This is a genomic window from Streptomyces sp. NPDC006458, from assembly GCF_040612135.1.
GTDB lineage: Bacteria > Actinomycetota > Actinomycetes > Streptomycetales > Streptomycetaceae > Streptomyces.
Genome location: NZ_JBEXPR010000055.1, coordinates 1 through 18,900 on the forward strand (window position 1 = coordinate 1; position 18,900 = coordinate 18,900).

Consider the following 18,900-nt stretch of genomic DNA (forward strand, 5'->3'; position numbering starts at 1 on the left):
TCGATGGAGCGTCAGGTCGCCGCGCTGGTCATGGAGGGCGCCACCAACCGGGAGATCGCCGGCCGGCTGTTCATCAGCGTCAAGACGGTCGAGGCTCAGATCCGGGGCCCGCCCCTCGTTGAACGCTGCCGACGCCTACGGCGTACTCACGACTGTCAGTTGTCGTCCTCGTCGATCAGGAAGCCACGCATCGGCGACGGCGCCTGACCCATCGGGGACGGACCCTGCGGGCGGACCGGAGCCATCGGCTGGGTCATCGCGGGGGACATCTGCTGCTGACCGCCGTAGGACGGAGCGGCCGGGGCCGGGGCGCCGCCCATCGGCGCGTTGCCACCGTAGGACGGGGCGCCCGCGCCGGCCGGTGCCATGGAAGGCGCCGGGGACGGCGGGAGGGACGCGGCCGCCGGGGTGCGCGGCGGGGCGAGGGAGTCGTCGGCCTGGGTCTCCAGCTGGCGCAGCTGCGACTCCAGGTACGACTTCAGGCGCGTGCGGTACTCGCGCTCGAAGCCGCGCAGGTCCTCGACCTTGCGCTCCAGCGTGGCGCGGGCGGACTCCAGGGAGCCCATCGCGACGCGGTGCTTCTCCTGCGCGTCCCGCTCCAGGGCGTCGGCCTTGGCACGGGCGTCACGCTCCAGACCCTCGGCGCGGCTGCGGGCCTCACCGACGATCTTGTTGGCCTCGGAACGGGCCTCGGCGATCGCCTGGTCGGCGGTCTGCTGGGCCAGCGAGAGAACACGCGCGGCGCTGTCGCCACCGGGCGCACCGCCCATGGGACCACCGGGGCCACCCATGGGGCCGCCCATCGGACCGCCCATGGGGCCGCCCATCTGCTGCGGCATGGGGGGCTGGCCCATCGGACCGGGACCCTGACCCATCGGACCCTGACCCATCGGGCCCGGGCCCTGACCCATCGGACCGGGGCCCTGACCCATGGGGCCGGGACCCTGACCCATGGGGCCGGGACCCTGCGGACCCTGGCCACCGGGGCCGGGGGGCAGCTGCGGGGCACCGCTCGGCAGCTGGGGCGGGCCACCCATGGGGCCACCCATCTGCTGCTGCGGCGGGCCCGATATGCCGGCGGGCACCGGGGCGCCGGGGCCTCGCATGCCCTGCGGCGGCCCGTCCTGCTGCTCCGGAGGCTTGCGCATGTTCTGCTGGTTCTGGGCAGCAGCACGCGTGGCCGCGGCCAGCTTGGCGCGCAGGTCCTCGTTCTCGCGGAGCAGGCGGGTCAGTTCGGCTTCGACCTCGTCGAGGAAGGCATCGACCTCGTCCTCGTCATAGCCTTCTCGGAGGCGGACGGTCGTGAACTGCTTGTTCCGCACGTCCTCGGGGGTCAACGGCATCTCTTCACCTCAACGTAGTCGTCGGCAGTCGGCAGGACCGTATCTGTCACATCGGTCACATCGCGCTCCGTACGAGCGTGATCAGGATATAGACGATGATCATCAGTACGAAGAAGGACAGGTCGAGCGCCACGCCCCCGAGACGCAACGGCGGGATGACCCGCCGCAGAAGCTTGAGCGGTGGATCGGTGACAGTGTAGGTGGCCTCCAGAACGACCACCATCGCCTTGCCTGGTTGCCACGAGCGGGCGAACTGGAAGACGTAGTCCATGACCAGCCGGAAGATCAGCACGATGAGGAACACCATCAGCGCGATGTAGAGAACCTGCAAGACCACGCTCATGACTGGTGCTTCCCTCTCCCCTGTTCCCTGTTCCGTGCGGTTCGTTCCGGTGGTGCGTCTCAGCTCTGGTTGAAGAACCCGCCCTCTGCGATACGGGCCTTGTCCTCAGCCGTGACATCGACGTTAGCAGGCGACAACAGAAACACCTTCTGCGTCACCCGCTCGATGCTGCCGTGAAGACCAAACACCAAACCGGCAGCAAAGTCGACAAGTCGCTTCGCATCTGTGTCGTCCATCTCAGTCAGATTCATGATCACCGGGGTGCCCTCACGGAAGTGTTCCCCGATGGTACGGGCCTCGTTGTAGGTCCGCGGGTGAAGCGTGGTGATCCGGTAAGGCTCTCGTTCCGACACGACCTTGGGCATGATCACCGGTGCGTTCTTCTCCAGGCTCTGACGTTCTTGTGTGATGGACGCCACGGGCGCGATGCGTGCCGGGCGGCCGGATTCCGCGGGGAGCGAAGCCGATCGGGCGACCGGCTCACGCGGCGCGGGCGGCTGCACGATTCGCACCTCTTCATCCCTTTGGGACTGATGTGCTACATGTGCCTGATGTGACGGCTCGTGCCGCCGGTGGTCCCGCTCGGGCTCCGGGTCGAGCTCGGGCTCGAAGTCGTCATCGGGGTCGAAGCCCCGGCCGTCGTACCCATCGTCCTCCACGAGGCCGAGGTAGACCGCCATCTTGCGCATCGCGCCGGCCATGCTCTGAGTCCTCCGCTCTGTGGTGGATCGACCGACTACCGCCAAGTGCCCGCGATCCACGAGGTCGTTGTGCCGCCTTTCGGCGGAAATGACCATATTTTCTGCTGTGGTCCGACTTCCTGGCGACGTTACCCGAGCCCGGCGCGGACTCCGAGTACCGCAGTGCCGACGCGCACATGTGTCGCTCCGGCCGCCACGGCCTCCTCAAGGTCCGCACTCATTCCTGCCGAGACCATGTTCGCAGCCGGATGAGCTCGGCGCAGGACAGTCGACAAATCCATCAACCGCTCGAACGCCATCTGTTGACGCCTTGCGTACTCCCCGGTCAGCGGGGCGACGGTCATCAGTCCGTCGAGCCGCAGCCCCGGCGCACCGGCGACGAGGTCGGCCAACTCTTCGATTCCGCCGGGGGCGACACCGCCCCGCTCTCCCCGTGCACTCTCCCCCGCGTCCAGCGCGACCTGGATCAGACAGCCGAGCTCGCGCTCCGCCCGCACGGCCTCCCTGGACAGCGCGGTCACCAACCGGTCCCGGTCGACGGACTGCACCACATCCGCGTAACCGGCCACGGACCGCACCTTGTTGGTCTGCAACTGGCCCACGAAGTGCCAGGTAAGGGGCAGATCCGAACATTCGGCGGCCTTGGGTGCCGCGTCCTGGTCGCGGTTCTCGGCGACATGCCGCACCCCGAGCTCCGACAGGATCCGCACGTCGCTCGCCGGATAGGTCTTGGTGACGACGATCAGCGTCACCTCGTCGCGCCCGCGCCCGGCGGCCGCACAGGCCGCCGCGATACGCTCCTCCACTTTCGCCAGGTTCGCGGCGAGTTCGTCCTTACGGTCCGTCATGCCCCATCAGTCCAGCCAGACATATCCCGCGAGCCGCCCCGTGGAGCGGTCGCGGCGGTACGAGAAGTGGTCCCCCGACTCCAGCGTGCACACCGGGGACTGCGCCCGGTCGCACACCCCGAGCCGGTCGAGCTGGGCGTGCGCTCCGGCGGCCACGTCCACCGCGGGTGTGCCCCAGCTCGTCTCGGCGTGCGCCGCCGGTTCCACCGCGGCCACCTCGGCGCGCATCGCCTCGGGCACCTCGTAGCACCGGCCGCAGACCGAGGGTCCGGTGCGGGCGACGATCCGCGCGGGGTCGGCGCCGAGTCCGGTCATCGCGCGTACGGCGGCCGGGACCACCCCGGCGATCATGCCGGGCCGGCCCGCGTGGGCCGCCGCGACCACACCCGCGACCGGGTCGGCGAGCAGAACCGGCACACAGTCGGCGGTCAGGACCGCGAGGGCGAGTCCGCGCCGGGTCGTGACCAGCGCGTCGGCCTCGGGGATCTCGGCGCCGGCCGGCCAGGGCCCGTCGACGACGGCCACGTCCGCGCCGTGCACCTGCTTCATCCAGACCACCCGGGCGGGCTCGACGCCCAGCGACTTGGCGGCCAGGTCCCGGTTGGTGCGCACCGCCTCCGGGTCGTCGCCGACGGCGCCGCCCAGATTGAGCTCCTCATACGGAGCGGCGCTCACCCCGCCCCACCGGTCGGTGAAGGCGAAGTGCGCGCCGCTCACGCTCTCGCGCTGTCCTATCACTTGAGGAAGTCCGGCACGTCCAGCTCCTCGGCAGCGCTGTCGGAGTAGCTCCGCGACGACGGGACCGGCGGGGCGACCGGGAGGTCGGCGACCGGCTCGGGCGCGAGCTCCGGCTCCTCCTTCGGCTTGACGCTGCCGAGCGAGCCGAAGGACGGGCGGGTCTCGGGCTGCCGTACCGGCGCGGGCTCCTCGCGCTTGGCCGAGGACGAGCCGAGCACGTTGTCCCGGCGGGCGGGGGGCTGGCCCCCGTCGAAGCCGGCCGCGATGACCGTCACGCGCACCTCGTCACCGAGGGCGTCGTCGATGACCGCGCCGAAGATGATGTTGGCCTCGGGGTGGGCGGCCTCGCTGACCAGCTGGGCGGCCTCGTTGATCTCGAACAGACCGAGGTCGGAGCCGCCGGAGATGGACAGCAGCACACCGCGGGCGCCGTCGATCGAGGCCTCCAGCAGCGGCGAGGAGATCGCCATCTCGGCCGCGGCCACCGCGCGGTCGTCGCCCCGGGCCGAACCGATGCCCATGAGGGCCGAACCGGCCTCGGACATGACCGACTTCACGTCGGCGAAGTCGAGGTTGATCAGACCGGGCGTGGTGATGAGGTCGGTGATGCCCTGAACGCCGGAGAGCAGGACCTGGTCCGCCGACTTGAAGGCGTCGAGGACGGAGACCTGGCGGTCCGAGATGGACAGCAGCCGGTCGTTCGGGATCACGATGAGGGTGTCGACCTCCTCGCGGAGCTCGGCGATGCCGTCCTCGGCCTGGTTCGCGCGGCGCCGTCCCTCGAAGGTGAACGGGCGCGTGACCACGCCGATGGTCAGGGCGCCGAGCGAGCGAGCGATGTTGGCCACGACGGGCGCGCCGCCGGTGCCGGTGCCACCGCCCTCGCCGGCCGTCACGAAGACCATGTCGGCCCCCTTGAGGACCTCCTCGATCTCCTCGCGGTGGTCCTCGGCGGCCTTGCGGCCGACGGCCGGGTTGGCGCCGGCACCGAGTCCGCGGGTGAGTTCACGGCCTACGTCCAGCTTGACGTCGGCGTCGCTCATCAACAGAGCTTGCGCGTCGGTGTTGATGGCGATGAACTCGACGCCCTTGAGACCGACCTCGATCATCCGGTTGATGGCATTGACACCACCGCCGCCGACACCGATGACCTTGATGACTGCGAGGTAGTTCTGCGGTGCTGCCACGTCGAAGGCCTCTCGCCTCGAATTACGTTGTCGCCGCCGTACGGTTGCCCGCACTCCGACGACAGATGCCGAATGGGACGGTCCGTTTCGCCGACCCGAACCCTAACCCTGAAGTTTAGGGTTACCAGTGTGTCTGTTCCTTGGAGTCTTCTGAACGAGACACTAAGTCGACAAGCGGCGCGCGTTCAACGAACACGCCGAACCTCCCGTTTTTCTTTTCACCCTATGTGATCAGCCGTAGCGGTGCCCAACCAGGGTGCTGGCCTGCGCTGATGTGCGTCAACTTCCTGATGACGCAGGGGCGGTGGGGACGCTGACGTCGAAGTGCCGAGCGCCTGGAGTCGCTTTCATCAGTGCGGAGAGCGTACGCGCCTTCGCGTGCCCCTTCTCGGAGCTCCCCCAGGCCACCGTCCGCCCACCCCTCAACTCCACCGAGATGGCGTCGTAGGAACGCACTTCGACGACCCGGGCGTCGCGGGCCACCGCGTCCGGCAGGGCACGGGCCACCCGGACCGCCTCACGGGTCAGTCGCCGCTCGTCGAAACGGCGCAGACTTGCGGCCGCCGAAGTGGACCGGGAAACGGTCAATTCCAGGACGGGAACGTCTTTAGGTGCCTTGGAAACCGTGGCGAAACGGACACCTTCATCGTCCACTTCGATGAACTTTCCGCCGTTTTCGACCAACAGAACGGGAGTACGTTCAACCACTTTCAGGCTGATTCCGTTCGGCCAGGAGCGGACCGCCTCGACCGAGTCGACCCGGGGCAATTCCCGGCGCAGCCGTGCCTCGATCGCGGCGGTGTCGACCGAGACGAGCGGATCCCCGACCGGGACCTCGGCCGCCTCGGCCACCTGCCGCGGCGCGAGCACCTGGGTACCGGAGACGGTGACCCGTTCGACGCGAAGCCACCGCGAGCCGTAGAACAGCCAGACCGAGCCCGCCGAGAGCAGCACGACGAGGGCGGTGCCGGCGATCGCCAGCCGGATCCGGCGGCGGGCCAAGCGCCGCGCGGGGGGCGGGCCGGACGACTCCTGCTGGCGGTCACCGCGCTCGGCGGTGGTCGATCCGGCCACACTCCCTGCCTTCCGTCATCTGCGCCTAGTGGTGTGCACGCCGGGCGGCGATCGCCTCGTACACCATGCCGACGAGCAGTTCGTCGGCGTCGCGCCGGCCGAACTCCCCGGCGGCGCGGGACATCTGGTACAGCCGGTGCGGGTCGGCGAGCACGGGCAGGACGTTCTGCTGCACCCACTCGGGAGTGAGCTCCGCGTCGTCGACGAGCAGACCGCCGCCGGCCTTGACCACCGGCTGGGCGTTCAGCCGCTGCTCGCCGTTGCCGATGGGCAGCGGGACGTAGGCGGCCGGGAGTCCGACGGCGGAGAGCTCGGCGACGGTCATCGCGCCCGCGCGGCAGAGCATCATGTCGGCCGCGGCGTACGCGAGATCCATCCGGTCCAGGTAACTTACCGGGATGTAGGGCGGCATTCCCGGCATCTGGTGCACCTGCGGCAGTTCGTTCTTCGGACCGACCGCGTGCAGGATCTGGATACCGGCCTGCTGGAGCCACGGGGCGACCTGCTGGACGACCTCGTTCAGCCGGCGCGCGCCCTGCGAGCCGCCGGAGACCAGCAGCGTCGGCAGGTTCGGGTCGAGCCCGAAGGCGGCGCGGGCCTCCGGGCGCACGGCGGCCCGGTCCAGGATGGAGATGGCGCGGCGCAGCGGGATGCCGATGTAGCGGGCGCCGCGCAGCTTGCTGTCCGGGGTGGAGACGGCGACCTGGGAGGCGTACCGCGAGCCGATCTTGTTGGCCAGGCCCGGCCGGGCGTTCGCCTCATGGATGACGATCGGCACGCCGAGGCGCTTGGCGGCCAGATAGCCGGGCAGCGCCACATAGCCGCCGAAGCCGACCACGGCGTCCGCCTTGGTGCGCTCCAGGATCTGCTCTGCGGCCTTGATCGTGCCGCGCAGCCGTCCGGGGACGGTGATCAGCTCGGGCGTGGGCTTGCGGGGCAGTGGCACGGCCGGGATCAGCGCGAGCTCGTAGCCGCGCTCGGGGACGAGCCGGGTCTCCAGACCCCGCTCCGTGCCTAGGGCCGTGATCCCCACGGCCGGGTCCTGCCTGCGCAGGGCGTCCGCGAGGGCGAGCGCGGGCTCGATGTGGCCGGCGGTCCCCCCACCGGCGAGTACGACATGCACCGAAATTCACCGCTCTCCGGACGAGCGCGCGGTCACGCGCCGTCGCATCGTGTTCCACCTCCGGGGACTCCTGACGGACCCGGAGACCCCCACCCCCCGCTTTCTACCAAAGCGAGGTTGCCGCATCGCAAGCGCCGCCCGCGCAGCGGGGTCGTCGCGTGCGAAGGCGATCAGCAACCCGATGGCGAACATGGTCGGCAGCAGGGCGGATCCCCCGTAGGAGAACAGCGGGAGGGGGACGCCGGCGATCGGCAGCAGGCCGAGCACCGCACCCATGTTGATCACGGCCTGGGCCGTGATCCAGGTGGTCACGCCTCCCGCGGCATACCTGACGAAGGGGTCCTCCGTGCGTCCGGCCACGCGGATACCCGCATAGCCTAGAGCGGCGAACAGGGCGAGCACCGACAGCGTCCCCGCGAGGCCCAGTTCCTCGCCGGTGACGGCGAAGATGAAGTCGGTGTGGGCTTCGGGGAGTTGGCCCCATTTTTCCACACTCGCACCCAGTCCGGACCCGAAGATTCCGCCGGAGGCCAGGGCGTAGATGCCGTGCACGGCCTGCCAGCAGTCGACCGGGCCGGACTGCGGCTCGGTGGCCCCGAGGCAGGCCAGCCGCGCCATGCGGTTGGCGCTGGACCTGATGAGGACGACGCCGATCACCGCCGCACCCGACAGCACCCCGACGAACAGCCGGGTGGGCGCCCCGGCCAGCCACAGCAGGCCGAACAGGATGGCGGTCAGGATGATCGCCGTGCCCATGTCGCCGCCGAGCATGATCAGCCCGAGCACCAGGAAGGCCACCGGCACGAGCGGCACCAGCATGTGCTTCCACTGCGTGAGCAGCTTCCTGTCCTGCTTGCGGGCCAGCAGGTCGGCGCCCCACAGCACCAGCGCGAGCTTGCCGAACTCACTGGGCTGGAGCTGGAAGGGGCCGCCGACGGGGATCCAGTTCTGGTTGCCGTTGACCGACATCCCTATCCCCGGCACCTGTACCAGCGCCATCAGGAAGACCGCGCCCGCGAGGATCGGGTAGGCCAGCGCCCGGTGCAGCTTGACCGGCATCCGGGAGGCCAGCAGCAGCAGCCCGCCGCCGAGCACCGCCGCCAGCAGCTGCTTGCGGAAGAAGTAGGAGCCCGGCAGCGCCATCTGCAGCGCCTTGATCTGGGAGGCCGAGTAGACCATCACCAGGCCCAGCACGATGATCAGCAGGCTGCCGCCGAGGATCAGGTAGTACGCGGTCAGCGGCCGGTCCCAGGCTCTGCGGGCACGCGTGTAGAGCCGTAGGAACGGGTTGTCGCGCGGGGGGCGCGGGGCGGCGGGCCGGGCGGCCGCCCGCTGGACGGGCGGCCGGCCGCCGGTACGGCTACTGGGCATCAGCGCCTCCGCTACGTCGGTCAGGCGCCGAGTTCGCGAACCGCCTCCGCGAACGCGTCACCGCGCTTGTTGTAGTTGGCGAACATGTCCATGGAGGCGCAGGCGGGGGCCAGCAGTACGGTGTCGCCGGGCCGGGCGAGCCGCTGGGCCTCCTGGACGGCCTGGAGCATCGCCCCAGTGTCGGTCCGGTCGAGGTCGACGACGGGTACTTCCGGGGCGTGTCGCACGAGGGCCTCGCGGATCAGCTCCCGATCGGCACCGATCAGGACGACGCCGCGCAGCCGCTTCGCCGACTGTGCGACCACTTCGTCGAAGGTGGCGCCCTTGGCGAGGCCGCCCGCGATCCACACGATCGACTCGTACGCCGCCAACGAGGCCTGCGCCGCGTGCGTGTTGGTCGCCTTGGAGTCGTCCACGTAGGCGACGCCGGACACGTCGGCCACGTGCGCGATGCGGTGGGCGTCGGGGGTGAAGGCGCGCAGTCCGTCGCGCACGGCCCTGGCGGGCACCCCGAAGGCGCGTGCGAGGGCCGCCGCGGCGAGGGCGTTGGCGACGTTGTGCGGGGCCGGCGGGTTCACGTCGGAGACCTCGGCCAGCTCCTGGGCGTTCTTGTGCCGATTCTCCACGAAGGCGCGGTCGACCAGGATGCCGTCGACGACTCCGAGTTGGGAGGGGCCGGGGGTGCCGAGGGTGAAGCCGACGGCCCGGCAGCCCTCCTCGACGTCGGCCTCGCGGACCAGGTCCTCGGTCGACGGTTTGTCGGTGGCGTCCGCGTTGTAGACGCAGGCGACCCGGTTGCCCTCGTAGATCCGGCCCTTGTCGCGCGCGTACGCCTCCATCGAGCCGTGCCAGTCGAGGTGGTCCGGGGCGAGGTTGAGCACCGCGGCGGAGTGGGCGCGCAGGGAGGGCGCCCAGTGCAGCTGGTAGCTGGACAGCTCCACGGCGAGTACATCGAGATCGCGGTACTCCTCCTCGCCGAGGACCGCGTCGAGCAGCGAGACGCCGATGTTGCCCACGGCGGCCGTGCGCAGGCCCGCCGCCTTCAGGATGGCGGCGAGCATCTGCGTGGTGGTGGTCTTGCCGTTGGTGCCGGTGACGCAGAGCCAGGGTGCCGCGTTCCTGCCGTCCCGGCCGCGCAGCCGCCAGGCCAGTTCGACGTCGCCCCACACGGGCACGTCCGCCTCGGCGGCCGCGGCGAACAGCGGCTTGTCCGGCTTCCAGCCGGGCGCGGTGACGATCAGCTCGGTGCCCTCGGGCAGGGTCGCCCCGTCGCCGAGCCGCACGGTCACGCCCAGGGCCCGAAGTTCGGCGGCCTGGGCGCGGGCCCGCTCGTCGTCGCCGTCGTTGACGACGGTGACCCTCGCGCCGAGCCCGTGCAGCACCTTGGCCGCCGGGACGCCGGAGACGCCGAGCCCGGCGACGGTGACGTTCTTCCCCTGCCAGTCGGTCACTTGTCCGCTGCCCATCCCGCGTAGAAGAGGCCCAGTCCAACGATCACACAGATGCCCTGGATGATCCAGAAACGGACCACGACGAGCACCTCGGACCAGCCCTTGAGTTCGAAGTGGTGCTGGAGCGGCGCCATGCGGAAGACGCGCTTTCCGGTCAGGCGGAAGGAGCCGACCTGGATGACGACCGACATGGTGATCAGCACGAACAGGCCGCCGAGGATGGCGATCAGCAGCTCGGTGCGGGAGCAGATCGCCAGACCCGCGAGCACACCGCCGAGCGCCAGCGAACCGGTGTCGCCCATGAAGATCTTGGCCGGCGAGGTGTTCCACCACAGGAAGCCGAGGCAGGCGCCCATCAGCGCCGAGGCGACCACCGCGAGGTCGAGCGGGTCGCGCACCTCGTAGCAGGCGCCCGGATTCGTCAGGGTCTGCGCGTTGGCGCAGGACTCCTGGAACTGCCAGACGCCGATGAACGTGTAGGCGCCGAAGACGAGGACGGAGGCGCCGGTGGCGAGGCCGTCGAGGCCGTCGGTGAGGTTCACGCCGTTCGACATCGCGAGGATCATGAACAGCGCCCAGAGCACGAACAGCACCGGGCCGATGGTCCAGCCGAAGTCGGTGATGAACGACAGCTTGGTGGAGGCCGGGGTGTTGCCGCGGTTGTCCGCGAACTGGAGCGAGAGCACCGCGAAGCCGATGCCGACGATCAGCTGGCCCGCCATCTTCGCCTTGGCGCGCAGACCGAGCGAACGCCGCTTGACGATCTTGATGTAGTCGTCCAGGAAGCCGACCAGGCCCATGCCGACCATCAGACCGAGCACCAACAGGCCCGAGAAGGTCGGCGAGTAGCCGGTGATGACCTTGGACAGGAAGTACGCGGCGACCGTGGCCAGGATGAAGGCGATACCGCCCATGGTCGGCGTACCGCGCTTGCTGGCGTGCTCGCGCGGGCCGTCGTCACGGATGTACTGGCCGTAGCCCTTGCGGGCGAGCAGCTTGATCAGCAGCGGGGTGCCGACCAGGGTGAGGAACAGACCAATGACACCCGCGAACAGGATCTGCTTCATCATCGGGCGGAAACCTCACCCTCGGCACCGGTCTGGACAAGCGCCTGGGCAACGCTCTCCAGACCGACCGAACGGGACGCCTTCACGAGTACGACGTCCCCCGGGCGCAGCTCGCTGCGCAACAGGTCGACCGCCGCCTGTGCGTCGGACACGTGCACCGACTCCTCACCCCACGAACCCTCGTTATATGCGCCCAGTTGCAGCCAGGCGGCTTCCCTGCCCCCGACCGCGACGAGCTTGCTGACGTTGAGCCGGACGGCGAGCCGCCCGACCGCGTCGTGCTCGGCGAGCGCCTCGTCCCCGAGCTCGGCCATCTTGCCGAGCACCGCCCAGGTCCGCCGCCCCTTGCCCATCGCCGCGAGCGCGCGCAGGGCGGCTCGCATGGACTCGGGGTTCGCGTTGTAGGCGTCGTTGACGATCGTCACGCCGTCCGGGCGCTCGGTGACCTCCATGCGCCACCGGGAGAGGGTGCCCGCCGAGGAGAGCGCGGTGGCGATCTCTTCCGCGGACATGCCCAGCTCATGGGCGACGGCGGCCGCGGCGAGCGCGTTCGACACGTGATGCTCACCGTACAGGCGCATGGTCACATCGCTTGCACCGGAGGGTGTGTGAAGCCTGAAGGACGGCTGTCCGCTGTCCGTGAGTCGTACGTTCTCGGCGCGTACGTCCGCTTCGTCGCTCTCACCGAAGAGGACCACCTTGGCCTTCGTCCGGGAGGCCATGGCGCGCACGAGGGGGTCGTCGGCGTTCAGGACGGCCGTACCGCCCTCCTCCGCCGGGGGAAGCGCCTCGACGAGTTCGCCCTTGGCCTGGGCGATCTGCTCGCGGCCGCCGAACTCGCCGATGTGGGCGGTGCCCACGTTGAGCACGAGGCCGATGCCCGGGGGCGTGAGGCCGGTGAGGTAGCGGATGTGGCCGATGCCGCGGGCGCCCATCTCCAGGACGAGGAACCGCGTTTCCTCGGTGGCGCTCAGCGCGGTCAGCGGCAGGCCGATCTCGTTGTTGAGGGAGCCCGGCGTCCACACGGTGGGCGCCTTGTGCTGGAGCACCTGGGCGATCAGGTCCTTGGTGCTGGTCTTGCCGGCCGAGCCGGTGAGGGCGACGAGGGTGGCGCCGAGCCGTGTCACGACGTGCCGGGCGAGGGCGCCGAGCGCCGCCTGGACGTCTTCGACGACGATCGCGGGCACCCCGACCGGCCGGGAGGCCAGCACGGCGGCGGCGCCCGCCTCGACGACGGCCGGTGCGAAGTCGTGGCCGTCGACCCGTTCGCCCACGAAGGCGACGAACAGGCTGCCGGGCACCACCTCACGGGAGTCCCGGACGACCGGCCCGGTGACCAGCACGGCCGTATCCGGTATGTCGTACGTCTGCCCGCCGACGACTGCTGCGATCTCGGCGAGGGAGAGGGCGATCACAAGTTCATCCCTGGGTCTGCTGGATAGCTTCGCGAAGCACCTGGCGGTCGTCGAAGGGACGGACCACGCCGGCGATGTCCTGGCCCTGCTCGTGGCCCTTGCCCGCGACGAGCACGGTGTCCCCGGGGTGCGCGCGCTGCACGGCCGCGGCGATCGCGGCCGCCCGGTCCTCGAACAGGAGCACCTCGCCGCGCTCGTGCGCCGGCACGGCGGCCGCGCCCTGGAGCATGGTCGCGAGGATCGCGAGGGGGTCCTCGGAACGGGGGTTGTCGGAGGTCAGCACGGCCGTGTCGGCGAACCGGGCCGCGGCGGCGCCCATCGGGGCCCGCTTGGTGGTGTCGCGGTCGCCGCCGCAGCCAAGGACGATGTGCAGCCGGCCCTTGGTGGCCTTGCGCAGCGCCTTGAGCACCGACTCGACGGCGTCGGTCTTGTGGGCGTAGTCGACGACCGCGAGGTAGGCCTGTCCGGCGTCGACGCGCTCCAGCCGGCCCGGCACGCCCGGCACCGCGGCCACGCCGTCGGCGGCCCCCTGCGGGTCGAGACCGGCCACGGCCAGGGCGACGATCGCGGCGAGGCTGTTGGCGACGTTGAACGGGCCGGGCAGCGGCGACCTGGCCGTGAGCTCCTCGCCGTTCGGGCCGGACACGGTGAACGTGGAGTCCATGGGGCCGATCTCCACGCCGTCCGCGCGCCAGTCGGCGTCCGGGTGACCCTCGGCGGAGTAGGTGACGACCGGCACGGTCGCCTCCGCGGCGAGCCTGCGGCCGTACTCGTCGTCGAGGTTGACGACGCCGCGTCTGCTGCGTTTCGGCGTGAACAGCTCCGCCTTGGCCCGGTAGTAGTCCTCCATGTCGGAGTGGAACTCCATGTGTTCCGGGCTGAGGTTGGTGAACACGGCCACGTCGAAGACGCAGCCGTCCACCCGGCCGAGGACCAGGGCGTGGCTGGAGACCTCCATGGCGACCGCCTCGACACCGCGCTCGCGCATGACCGCGAACAGGGCCTGGAGGTCGGTGGCCTCGGGGGTGGTGCGCTCGGACTTGATGCGCTCGTCGCCGATGCGCGTCTCGACCGTGCCGATCAGCCCGCTGCCGCGGGAGGTCCTCAGACCGCCCTCGACCAGGTAGGCCGTGGTGGTCTTGCCCGAGGTGCCGGTGATGCCGATCTGGAGGAGGTCCTCGCCGGGGCGGCCGTAGATCTCGGCGGCCAGGGCGCCCATCCGGGCGCGCGGATCGTCCACCACGAGCACGGGCAGACCGGTGGCGGCGGCGCGCTCGGCGCCCGCCGGGTCGGTCAGCACGGCCGCGGCGCCCAGCCCCGCCGCCTGCGCGACGAAGTCGGCACCGTGCAGGCGGGCGCCGGGCAGGGCGGCGTACAGGTCGCCAGGGCGGACGGCGCGCGAGTCATGGGTGATGCCCGTGACGGCGGCGGCGCCCTCGGGGGCGGTCGCACCCAGCCGCTCGGCCAGGTCCGCGAGGGGTGTGGCGGCGACCTGGGCCGGCCGGGGCGGTCCCGGGTGGGTCACGGGTGCGCCTTTCCGGGTGGTTTGGGACTGATCAGCGTGTGGCACGGCGGTGAGCGTACCGGGCTCACCCGCTGCGGGGCGAAGCGAGGGGCGGGGGGTGCTCTGGTTCCCGGGATCCGGGGTGGTCGTAGTCACGAGCTGGTTCCTGGCTGTCATGTGCTGATCGGGTTCGGTCAGGGTCGGTAGCTGACGGGCAGGTGGGCGGGGGCGGCCCCGGTGGGCGGGACCTGGAGGGTCTTCAGGGCGAACTCCATGACCTGCTTGTAGATCGGGCCGCAGATCTGGCCGCCGAAGTAGTTGCCCTTGGTGGCGTTCTGGATCGCGCAGTAGACGGTGACGCGGGGCTTGTCGGCGGGGGCGAAACCGGCGAAGGAGGACGTGTAGCCGCGGTACTTGCCGGTGGCCGGATCCACGCGGTTGGCCGTACCGGTCTTGCCCGCGACCCGGTAGCCGGGGATGCGCGCCTTGTTGCCCGTGCCCTCCTCGTCGTCCACGACGGACTCCAGCATCCGGGCGAGCGTCCTGGCCGTCTTCTCGCTGATCACCCGGTCCTTCCTGGGCTCCGGGGCCGGGGTGAAGCGGCCGTCGGGGCCCTTGGTGCCGCGCACGAGGGTCGGTTCGACGCGGACGCCGCCGTTGGCGACGGTCGAGTAGACGGAGGCGGCCTGCAGGGCGTTGAGGGAGACGCCCTGGCCGAAAGGAATCGTGTACTGCTGCGAGGTGGACCACTGGTCGGGCGGGGCGAGGATGCCCTTGGTCTCGCCGGGGAAGTCCAGGCCGGTGTAGCTGCCGAGGCCGAACTTGCGCAGGTAGGAGTAAAGGACGCGGTTCGCCTCCGGCTGCGTCCTGCCGAGCTGGCCGGTGGCGAGGATGGTGCCGATGTTGCTGGACTTGGCGAGCACGCCGTTGAGCGTGAGGTACCAGGTCAGGTGATCGATGTCGTCCTTGAAGAGGCGGTCGCCGCGGTGCAGCCGGTTGGGCACCACGACATGCGTCTCGGGCGTGGCGGCCTGCTCCTCCAGTACGGCGGCCATGGAGATGACCTTGGCGGTGGAGCCGGGCTCGTAGGCGTCGAGGAGGGCGGAGTTGGCGAGGGCGGCCGGGTTCGCCCTGGTGAGGTCGTTGGGGTCGAAGCCGGGCGAGTTGGCCATCGCGAGGATCTCGCCGGTGCGGGTGTCCTGGACGATGACGTAGCCGCGGTCGGCGCGGGACTCGCGCACCTGCTCGGAGATGGCGTTCTGCGCGGCCCACTGGATGTCGCGGTCGATGGTCAGCTCGATGTCGGAGCCGGGCACGGCGGGCGTCTCGGTGGACCCGGCCGTGGGCACGTGGCGGCCGCCGGACTGGGCGTAGCGGATCTTGCCGTCCTTGCCGGCGAGCTGTTCATCCAGTTGCTGCTCGATGCCGCCACCGCCCTTGCCCTCGGCGTTGACCCAGCCCAGTATCCCGGCGGCGAGGTCCTTGTTCGGGTACACCCGCTTGCTGCTGGGGACAGCGAGGACGCCCGCCAGCACGTTCACGGTTCCCGGGTCGGTCTGCGCCTTCTTGGACAGCGCCGACTTCAGGTCCTTGATCTGCTGCCAGACCAGCGGGGTCTGCCGGTGCGCGAGCAGGGCGTAGCGGAGCTTCTTGTTCTCGGGCCGCAGCCGCTCGACGATCGCGGCCTGGTCCTGGCCGAGGATCGGCGCGAGCAGCGCGGCCGCCTGCTCGGGGCCGTCGCCGATCTTGAGCTGCTCCCGGTTGAACAGCGTGGGGTCGGCCGTGATGTCGTACGCGGCCACGCTGGTCGCCAGTGCGACCCCGCTGCGGTCGGTGATCTCCCCGCGCTCGGCGGCCAGCACCTGGCCGACGTAGCGGTTCTCCTCGGCCTTCGCCGCGTAGGTGCTCGCGTCGACGGCCTGCACCTGGAGCAGCCGTACGACGAAGGCCACCATCACCAGAGTCAGGGCGAGCCCGATCATGCGCAGCCGGGGACGGGGGCTGCCGAGCCGCAGGGGCCGTGGCCCCGCGGGCCGGGGTGGCGCCGGGCGCCGGGCGGTCCGGGAGGGCCGCGCACCGGGGCCCTGGGGCCTGCGGCCCGAGGGCCGGGCGGGCCGCGCGGGCCCGGGCACACGCCGGCGCGGGGGTTCCCTGTCGGTCACTTCCGTCACCTGCCGGGGGTCGGGGTGGGCGTTGACTGGGGCGGGGCGGTGGGGGCCGCCGGGGTGGCGGGTGGTGCGGTGGGCCGGGCGGAGGCGGGCACCGGCGCGGAGGGCACCGGGGGGATGGCCTCGGGGGGCAGGACGAGCGGGTCGCGGGCGGCGGCCGGCTCCAGGGCCGAGGCGGCGGAGGGGACGCCCAGCACCTTGCCGCCCGGCTCCAGGAAGGCCGGGTCGCCGCCGGGGACCATGCCCAGTTCGCGGGCCCGGCGCTGGAGGGCGTCCGGGGCGGAGTAGGCGTCGATGTCGCGCTGGAGGGCCTGCTCCTGGTCGGTGAGGTCCTTGGTGGCCCTCTGCAGGTCAGAGAGCCGGAAGGACCCTTCGCTGAGCGCGGAGTTCAGCACCAGCAGGCCGATCAGGCCGCCGCCGAGAAGCAGGACGACGAGGAGGACGAAGGGAGTGCGCGCGGCCCGGCCCGGTCCGGCCGGGAAGAGCCGCGCCAGCCGGGCGGCCCGGCCCCTGAGTTCGGGTTTGCCGCTCACTCGCCCTCCCCCGCGTGCTCCGGCCCGTCGCTCCGCCCCGTCGCCCGGCTCACGCCCCTCATTCGATGGCCTCCCTGATGCGCTCGGCACCGCGCAGGCGCGCCGGTGCCGCTCGCTTGTTCTCGGCGATCTCTTCCTCGGTGGGAAGTTCGGCACCACGCGTGAGCAGCTTGAGCCGGGGCTGGTATCGCTCGGGCACGACGGGCAGTCCGGGCGGGGCGGTGGAGGCGGCACCGGCCGCGAGGACCTGCTTGACCAGCCGGTCCTCCAGCGACTGGTACGACAGCACGGCGATCCGTCCGCCCACCGCGAGGGACTGCACCGCGGCCGGGATCGCCCGCTCCAGCACGGACAGCTCGCCGTTGACCTCGATGCGCAGGGCCTGGAAGGTCCGCTTGGCCGGGTTGCCGCCGGTGCGTTTGGCGGCCTGCGGGAGGGAGTCGCGGATCAGCTCCACCAGCCGGGCGCTGTTGCTGAACGGCTCCTTCTCGCGCTCGCGCACCACGGCCGCCACGATCCGCTTGGCCTGCTTCTCCTCGCCGTAGGCGCGCAGGATGCGCACCAGTTCGCCGGGCGGGTAGGTGTTCAGGACCTCGGCCGCGCTGATCCCGGTCGTCTGGTCCATGCGCATGTCCAGGGGGGCGTCCTGGGCGTATGCGAAGCCGCGGTCGGCCTCGTCGAGCTGCATGGAGGAGACGCCGAGGTCGAACAGGACGCCCTGGACGCGCGGGATGCGCAGCCGGTCCAGCACCTCGGGCAGTTCGTCGTAGACCGCGTGCACGAGGGTGGCGCGCTCCCCGTACGGGGCGAGGCGCTCGCCGGACAGGCGCAGGGCCTCCTTGTCGCGGTCGAGGGCGACCAGCCGGGCCTCGGGGAACTGGGTCAGGAGGGCTTCGCTGTGGCCGCCGAGTCCGAGGGTGCAGTCGACGACGACCGCGCCGGGCTGCCGCAGGGCGGGGGCCAACAGATCCAGGCACCGCTGGAGCATCACCGGGACATGTCGACTGTTGCTCAAGGGGGCCCTCTCAGGTCCGGCGGGGGCCGTACGCACCGCCGGGTCCCCGCCCTCATGGGGAAAGTACTGGGAAGCGGGGAGAGCCTCGCCTCCCGCTTCGCGTCACTTTAGTCCACCCTGTCTTGCGGTCAATCAACCGGCCCGTGCGTGGCGGCGGGGGCCGGTGACGCGGGTCACGCGCACTTGTTGTGCAGTGCCTCACAACAAGAACTCAATGGCGTTCTTTGTCCCCTCTCACAACGGGCCTGGCCCGGTGGTGACCAGTACCGTCATAACCATGACGACTTCTGCATCGATTCCCACCGGCTCCGAGGGCTCGATAGCCCGCGTCGACACGGTCACCGACCGTCTGGTCTCGGCGAACGAGCAGTACGCCGCCGCCTTCGCCGACCCCGGGATGGACGCCCGTCCCGTCCTGCAGGTCGCCGTCGTGGCCTGTATGGACGCCCGCCTGGACCTGCACGCCGCCCTGGGCCTGGAGCTCGGCGACTGCCACACCATCCGCAACGCGGGCGGTGTCGTCACCGACGACGTGATCCGCTCCCTCACCATCAGCCAGCGTGCGCTCGGCACCCGCAGCGTGGTCCTCATCCACCACACGGGCTGCGGTCTGGAGACCCTCACCGAGGAGTTCCGCCACGACCTGGAGATGGAGGTCGGGCAGCGTCCGGCCTGGGCGGTGGAGGCCTTCCGGGACGTCGACCAGGACGTCCGGCAGTCCATGCAGCGCGTGCGCACCTCGCCGTTCCTGGTGCACACCGACGACGTGCGCGGTTTCGTCTTCGACGTGAAGACGGGCCTGCTGCGGGAGATCGACCCCACGGTGTGACCCGGGGGCGGCCGCTTGAGCAGTGAGGCTCGTTCTTCGCGAATTCCAGGTTCTCCCGAGCACAAAAGGTCCTAAGACCCGACATATCGCAGCCAGTTGTCCACAGTCGAGTGACACGAACCGGTAACGGCAACAAGAATGCGGTTGTGGCGCCACGCGGAACCTTTCTCGCGTGCTGCCCGTATTTCGG

18 protein-coding genes are annotated in these 18,900 nt (G+C 70.9%); 2 read left to right on the plus strand and 16 right to left on the minus strand.

Annotation, left to right across the window (positions count from 1 at the left end; all coding sequences use genetic code 11):
- Positions 1–207 (plus strand): helix-turn-helix transcriptional regulator (locus ABZZ79_RS38140; RefSeq protein ID WP_356697016.1); only part of this gene is annotated, 207 nt, incomplete at its 5' end.
- Here ABZZ79_RS38140 and ABZZ79_RS38145 read toward each other — a convergent pair.
- From ABZZ79_RS38145 to rsmH, 16 genes are all read right to left on the minus strand, one after another.
- Entirely contained in the window at positions 156–1,343 is a 1,188-nt protein-coding gene (locus tag ABZZ79_RS38145) for a DivIVA domain-containing protein (protein ID WP_356697018.1), read from the minus strand. The two genes, ABZZ79_RS38140 and ABZZ79_RS38145, sit on opposite strands and share 52 nt — an antisense overlap.
- A gap of 55 nt (positions 1,344–1,398) precedes the next feature.
- A complete protein-coding gene (locus tag ABZZ79_RS38150; protein WP_004001943.1) occupies positions 1,399–1,686 on the minus strand; it encodes a YggT family protein in 288 nt (95 codons plus the stop codon).
- Between the two features lie 59 nt (positions 1,687–1,745).
- Positions 1,746–2,387 (minus strand): cell division protein SepF, encoded by a 642-nt coding sequence (gene sepF / locus ABZZ79_RS38155; RefSeq protein WP_356697021.1) that lies wholly within the window; start codon positions 2,385–2,387, stop codon positions 1,746–1,748.
- Between the two features lie 128 nt (positions 2,388–2,515).
- Entirely contained in the window at positions 2,516–3,235 is a 720-nt protein-coding gene (locus ABZZ79_RS38160) for a YggS family pyridoxal phosphate-dependent enzyme (RefSeq protein ID WP_356697023.1), read from the minus strand.
- Between the two features lie 6 nt (positions 3,236–3,241).
- A complete protein-coding gene (gene pgeF, locus ABZZ79_RS38165; RefSeq protein WP_356697025.1) occupies positions 3,242–3,973 on the minus strand; it encodes a peptidoglycan editing factor PgeF in 732 nt (243 codons plus the stop codon).
- A complete protein-coding gene (gene ftsZ, locus ABZZ79_RS38170; protein ID WP_356697027.1) occupies positions 3,970–5,160 on the minus strand; it encodes a cell division protein FtsZ in 1,191 nt (396 codons plus the stop codon). Before ftsZ ends, pgeF begins: the two co-directional genes overlap by 4 nt.
- Before the next feature lie 279 nt (positions 5,161–5,439).
- Positions 5,440–6,234, minus strand: a complete 795-nt coding sequence (locus ABZZ79_RS38175; protein WP_356697029.1) for an FtsQ-type POTRA domain-containing protein — start codon at positions 6,232–6,234, stop codon at positions 5,440–5,442.
- 25 nt (positions 6,235–6,259) lie between these two features.
- Complete coding sequence (murG, locus tag ABZZ79_RS38180) at positions 6,260–7,357, minus strand: undecaprenyldiphospho-muramoylpentapeptide beta-N-acetylglucosaminyltransferase (RefSeq protein WP_356697031.1); 1,098 nt, start codon at positions 7,355–7,357, stop codon at positions 6,260–6,262.
- Between the two features lie 6 nt (positions 7,358–7,363).
- On the minus strand, positions 7,364–8,728 hold the full coding sequence (gene ftsW / locus ABZZ79_RS38185; protein WP_356697033.1) for a putative lipid II flippase FtsW: 1,365 nt from the start codon (positions 8,726–8,728) through the stop codon (positions 7,364–7,366).
- A gap of 20 nt (positions 8,729–8,748) precedes the next feature.
- Complete coding sequence (gene murD / locus ABZZ79_RS38190; RefSeq protein ID WP_356697035.1) at positions 8,749–10,194, minus strand: UDP-N-acetylmuramoyl-L-alanine--D-glutamate ligase; 1,446 nt, start codon at positions 10,192–10,194, stop codon at positions 8,749–8,751.
- Positions 10,176–11,246: a phospho-N-acetylmuramoyl-pentapeptide-transferase gene (gene mraY, locus ABZZ79_RS38195; protein ID WP_356697064.1), complete on the minus strand. Its 1,071-nt coding sequence runs from the start codon at positions 11,244–11,246 to the stop codon at positions 10,176–10,178. Before mraY ends, murD begins: the two co-directional genes overlap by 19 nt.
- On the minus strand, positions 11,246–12,661 hold the full coding sequence (gene murF, locus ABZZ79_RS38200; RefSeq protein ID WP_356697037.1) for a UDP-N-acetylmuramoyl-tripeptide--D-alanyl-D-alanine ligase: 1,416 nt from the start codon (positions 12,659–12,661) through the stop codon (positions 11,246–11,248). Before murF ends, mraY begins: the two co-directional genes overlap by 1 nt.
- A gap of 4 nt (positions 12,662–12,665) precedes the next feature.
- On the minus strand, positions 12,666–14,186 hold the full coding sequence (locus ABZZ79_RS38205; protein WP_356697039.1) for a UDP-N-acetylmuramoyl-L-alanyl-D-glutamate--2,6-diaminopimelate ligase: 1,521 nt from the start codon (positions 14,184–14,186) through the stop codon (positions 12,666–12,668).
- 173 nt (positions 14,187–14,359) lie between these two features.
- Positions 14,360–16,327 carry a penicillin-binding protein 2 gene (locus tag ABZZ79_RS38210; protein WP_356697041.1) on the minus strand — a complete coding sequence of 656 codons (1,968 nt, stop codon included), beginning with the start codon at positions 16,325–16,327 and terminating at the stop codon, positions 14,360–14,362.
- 5 nt (positions 16,328–16,332) lie between these two features.
- Positions 16,333–16,866, minus strand: coding sequence for a hypothetical protein (locus tag ABZZ79_RS38215; protein ID WP_356697043.1), 534 nt, complete (start codon positions 16,864–16,866; stop codon positions 16,333–16,335).
- A gap of 58 nt (positions 16,867–16,924) precedes the next feature.
- On the minus strand, positions 16,925–17,881 hold the full coding sequence (gene rsmH / locus ABZZ79_RS38220) for a 16S rRNA (cytosine(1402)-N(4))-methyltransferase RsmH (RefSeq protein ID WP_356697045.1): 957 nt from the start codon (positions 17,879–17,881) through the stop codon (positions 16,925–16,927).
- Between the two features lie 277 nt (positions 17,882–18,158).
- Between rsmH and ABZZ79_RS38225 the strand changes: the two genes are divergently transcribed.
- On the plus strand, positions 18,159–18,710 hold the full coding sequence (locus ABZZ79_RS38225; protein WP_356697047.1) for a carbonic anhydrase: 552 nt from the start codon (positions 18,159–18,161) through the stop codon (positions 18,708–18,710).
- Positions 18,711–18,900: the final 190 nt, after the last annotated feature.

Excerpts from the sequence above, each read along its gene's own strand:
- ABZZ79_RS38145 (WP_356697018.1), bottom strand. The coding sequence starts at position 1,343 with ATGCCGTTGACCCCCGAGGACGTGCGGAACAAGCAGTTCACGACCGTC.
- ABZZ79_RS38150 (WP_004001943.1), bottom strand. The coding sequence starts at position 1,686 with ATGAGCGTGGTCTTGCAGGTTCTCTACATCGCGCTGATGGTGTTCCTC.
- sepF (WP_356697021.1), bottom strand. The coding sequence starts at position 2,387 with ATGGCCGGCGCGATGCGCAAGATGGCGGTCTACCTCGGCCTCGTGGAG.
- ABZZ79_RS38160 (WP_356697023.1), bottom strand. The coding sequence starts at position 3,235 with ATGACGGACCGTAAGGACGAACTCGCCGCGAACCTGGCGAAAGTGGAG.
- ftsW (WP_356697033.1), bottom strand. The coding sequence starts at position 8,728 with ATGCCCAGTAGCCGTACCGGCGGCCGGCCGCCCGTCCAGCGGGCGGCC.
- murD (WP_356697035.1), bottom strand. The coding sequence starts at position 10,194 with ATGGGCAGCGGACAAGTGACCGACTGGCAGGGGAAGAACGTCACCGTC.
- mraY (WP_356697064.1), bottom strand. The coding sequence starts at position 11,246 with ATGAAGCAGATCCTGTTCGCGGGTGTCATTGGTCTGTTCCTCACCCTG.
- ABZZ79_RS38225 (WP_356697047.1), top strand. The coding sequence starts at position 18,159 with ATGACGACTTCTGCATCGATTCCCACCGGCTCCGAGGGCTCGATAGCC.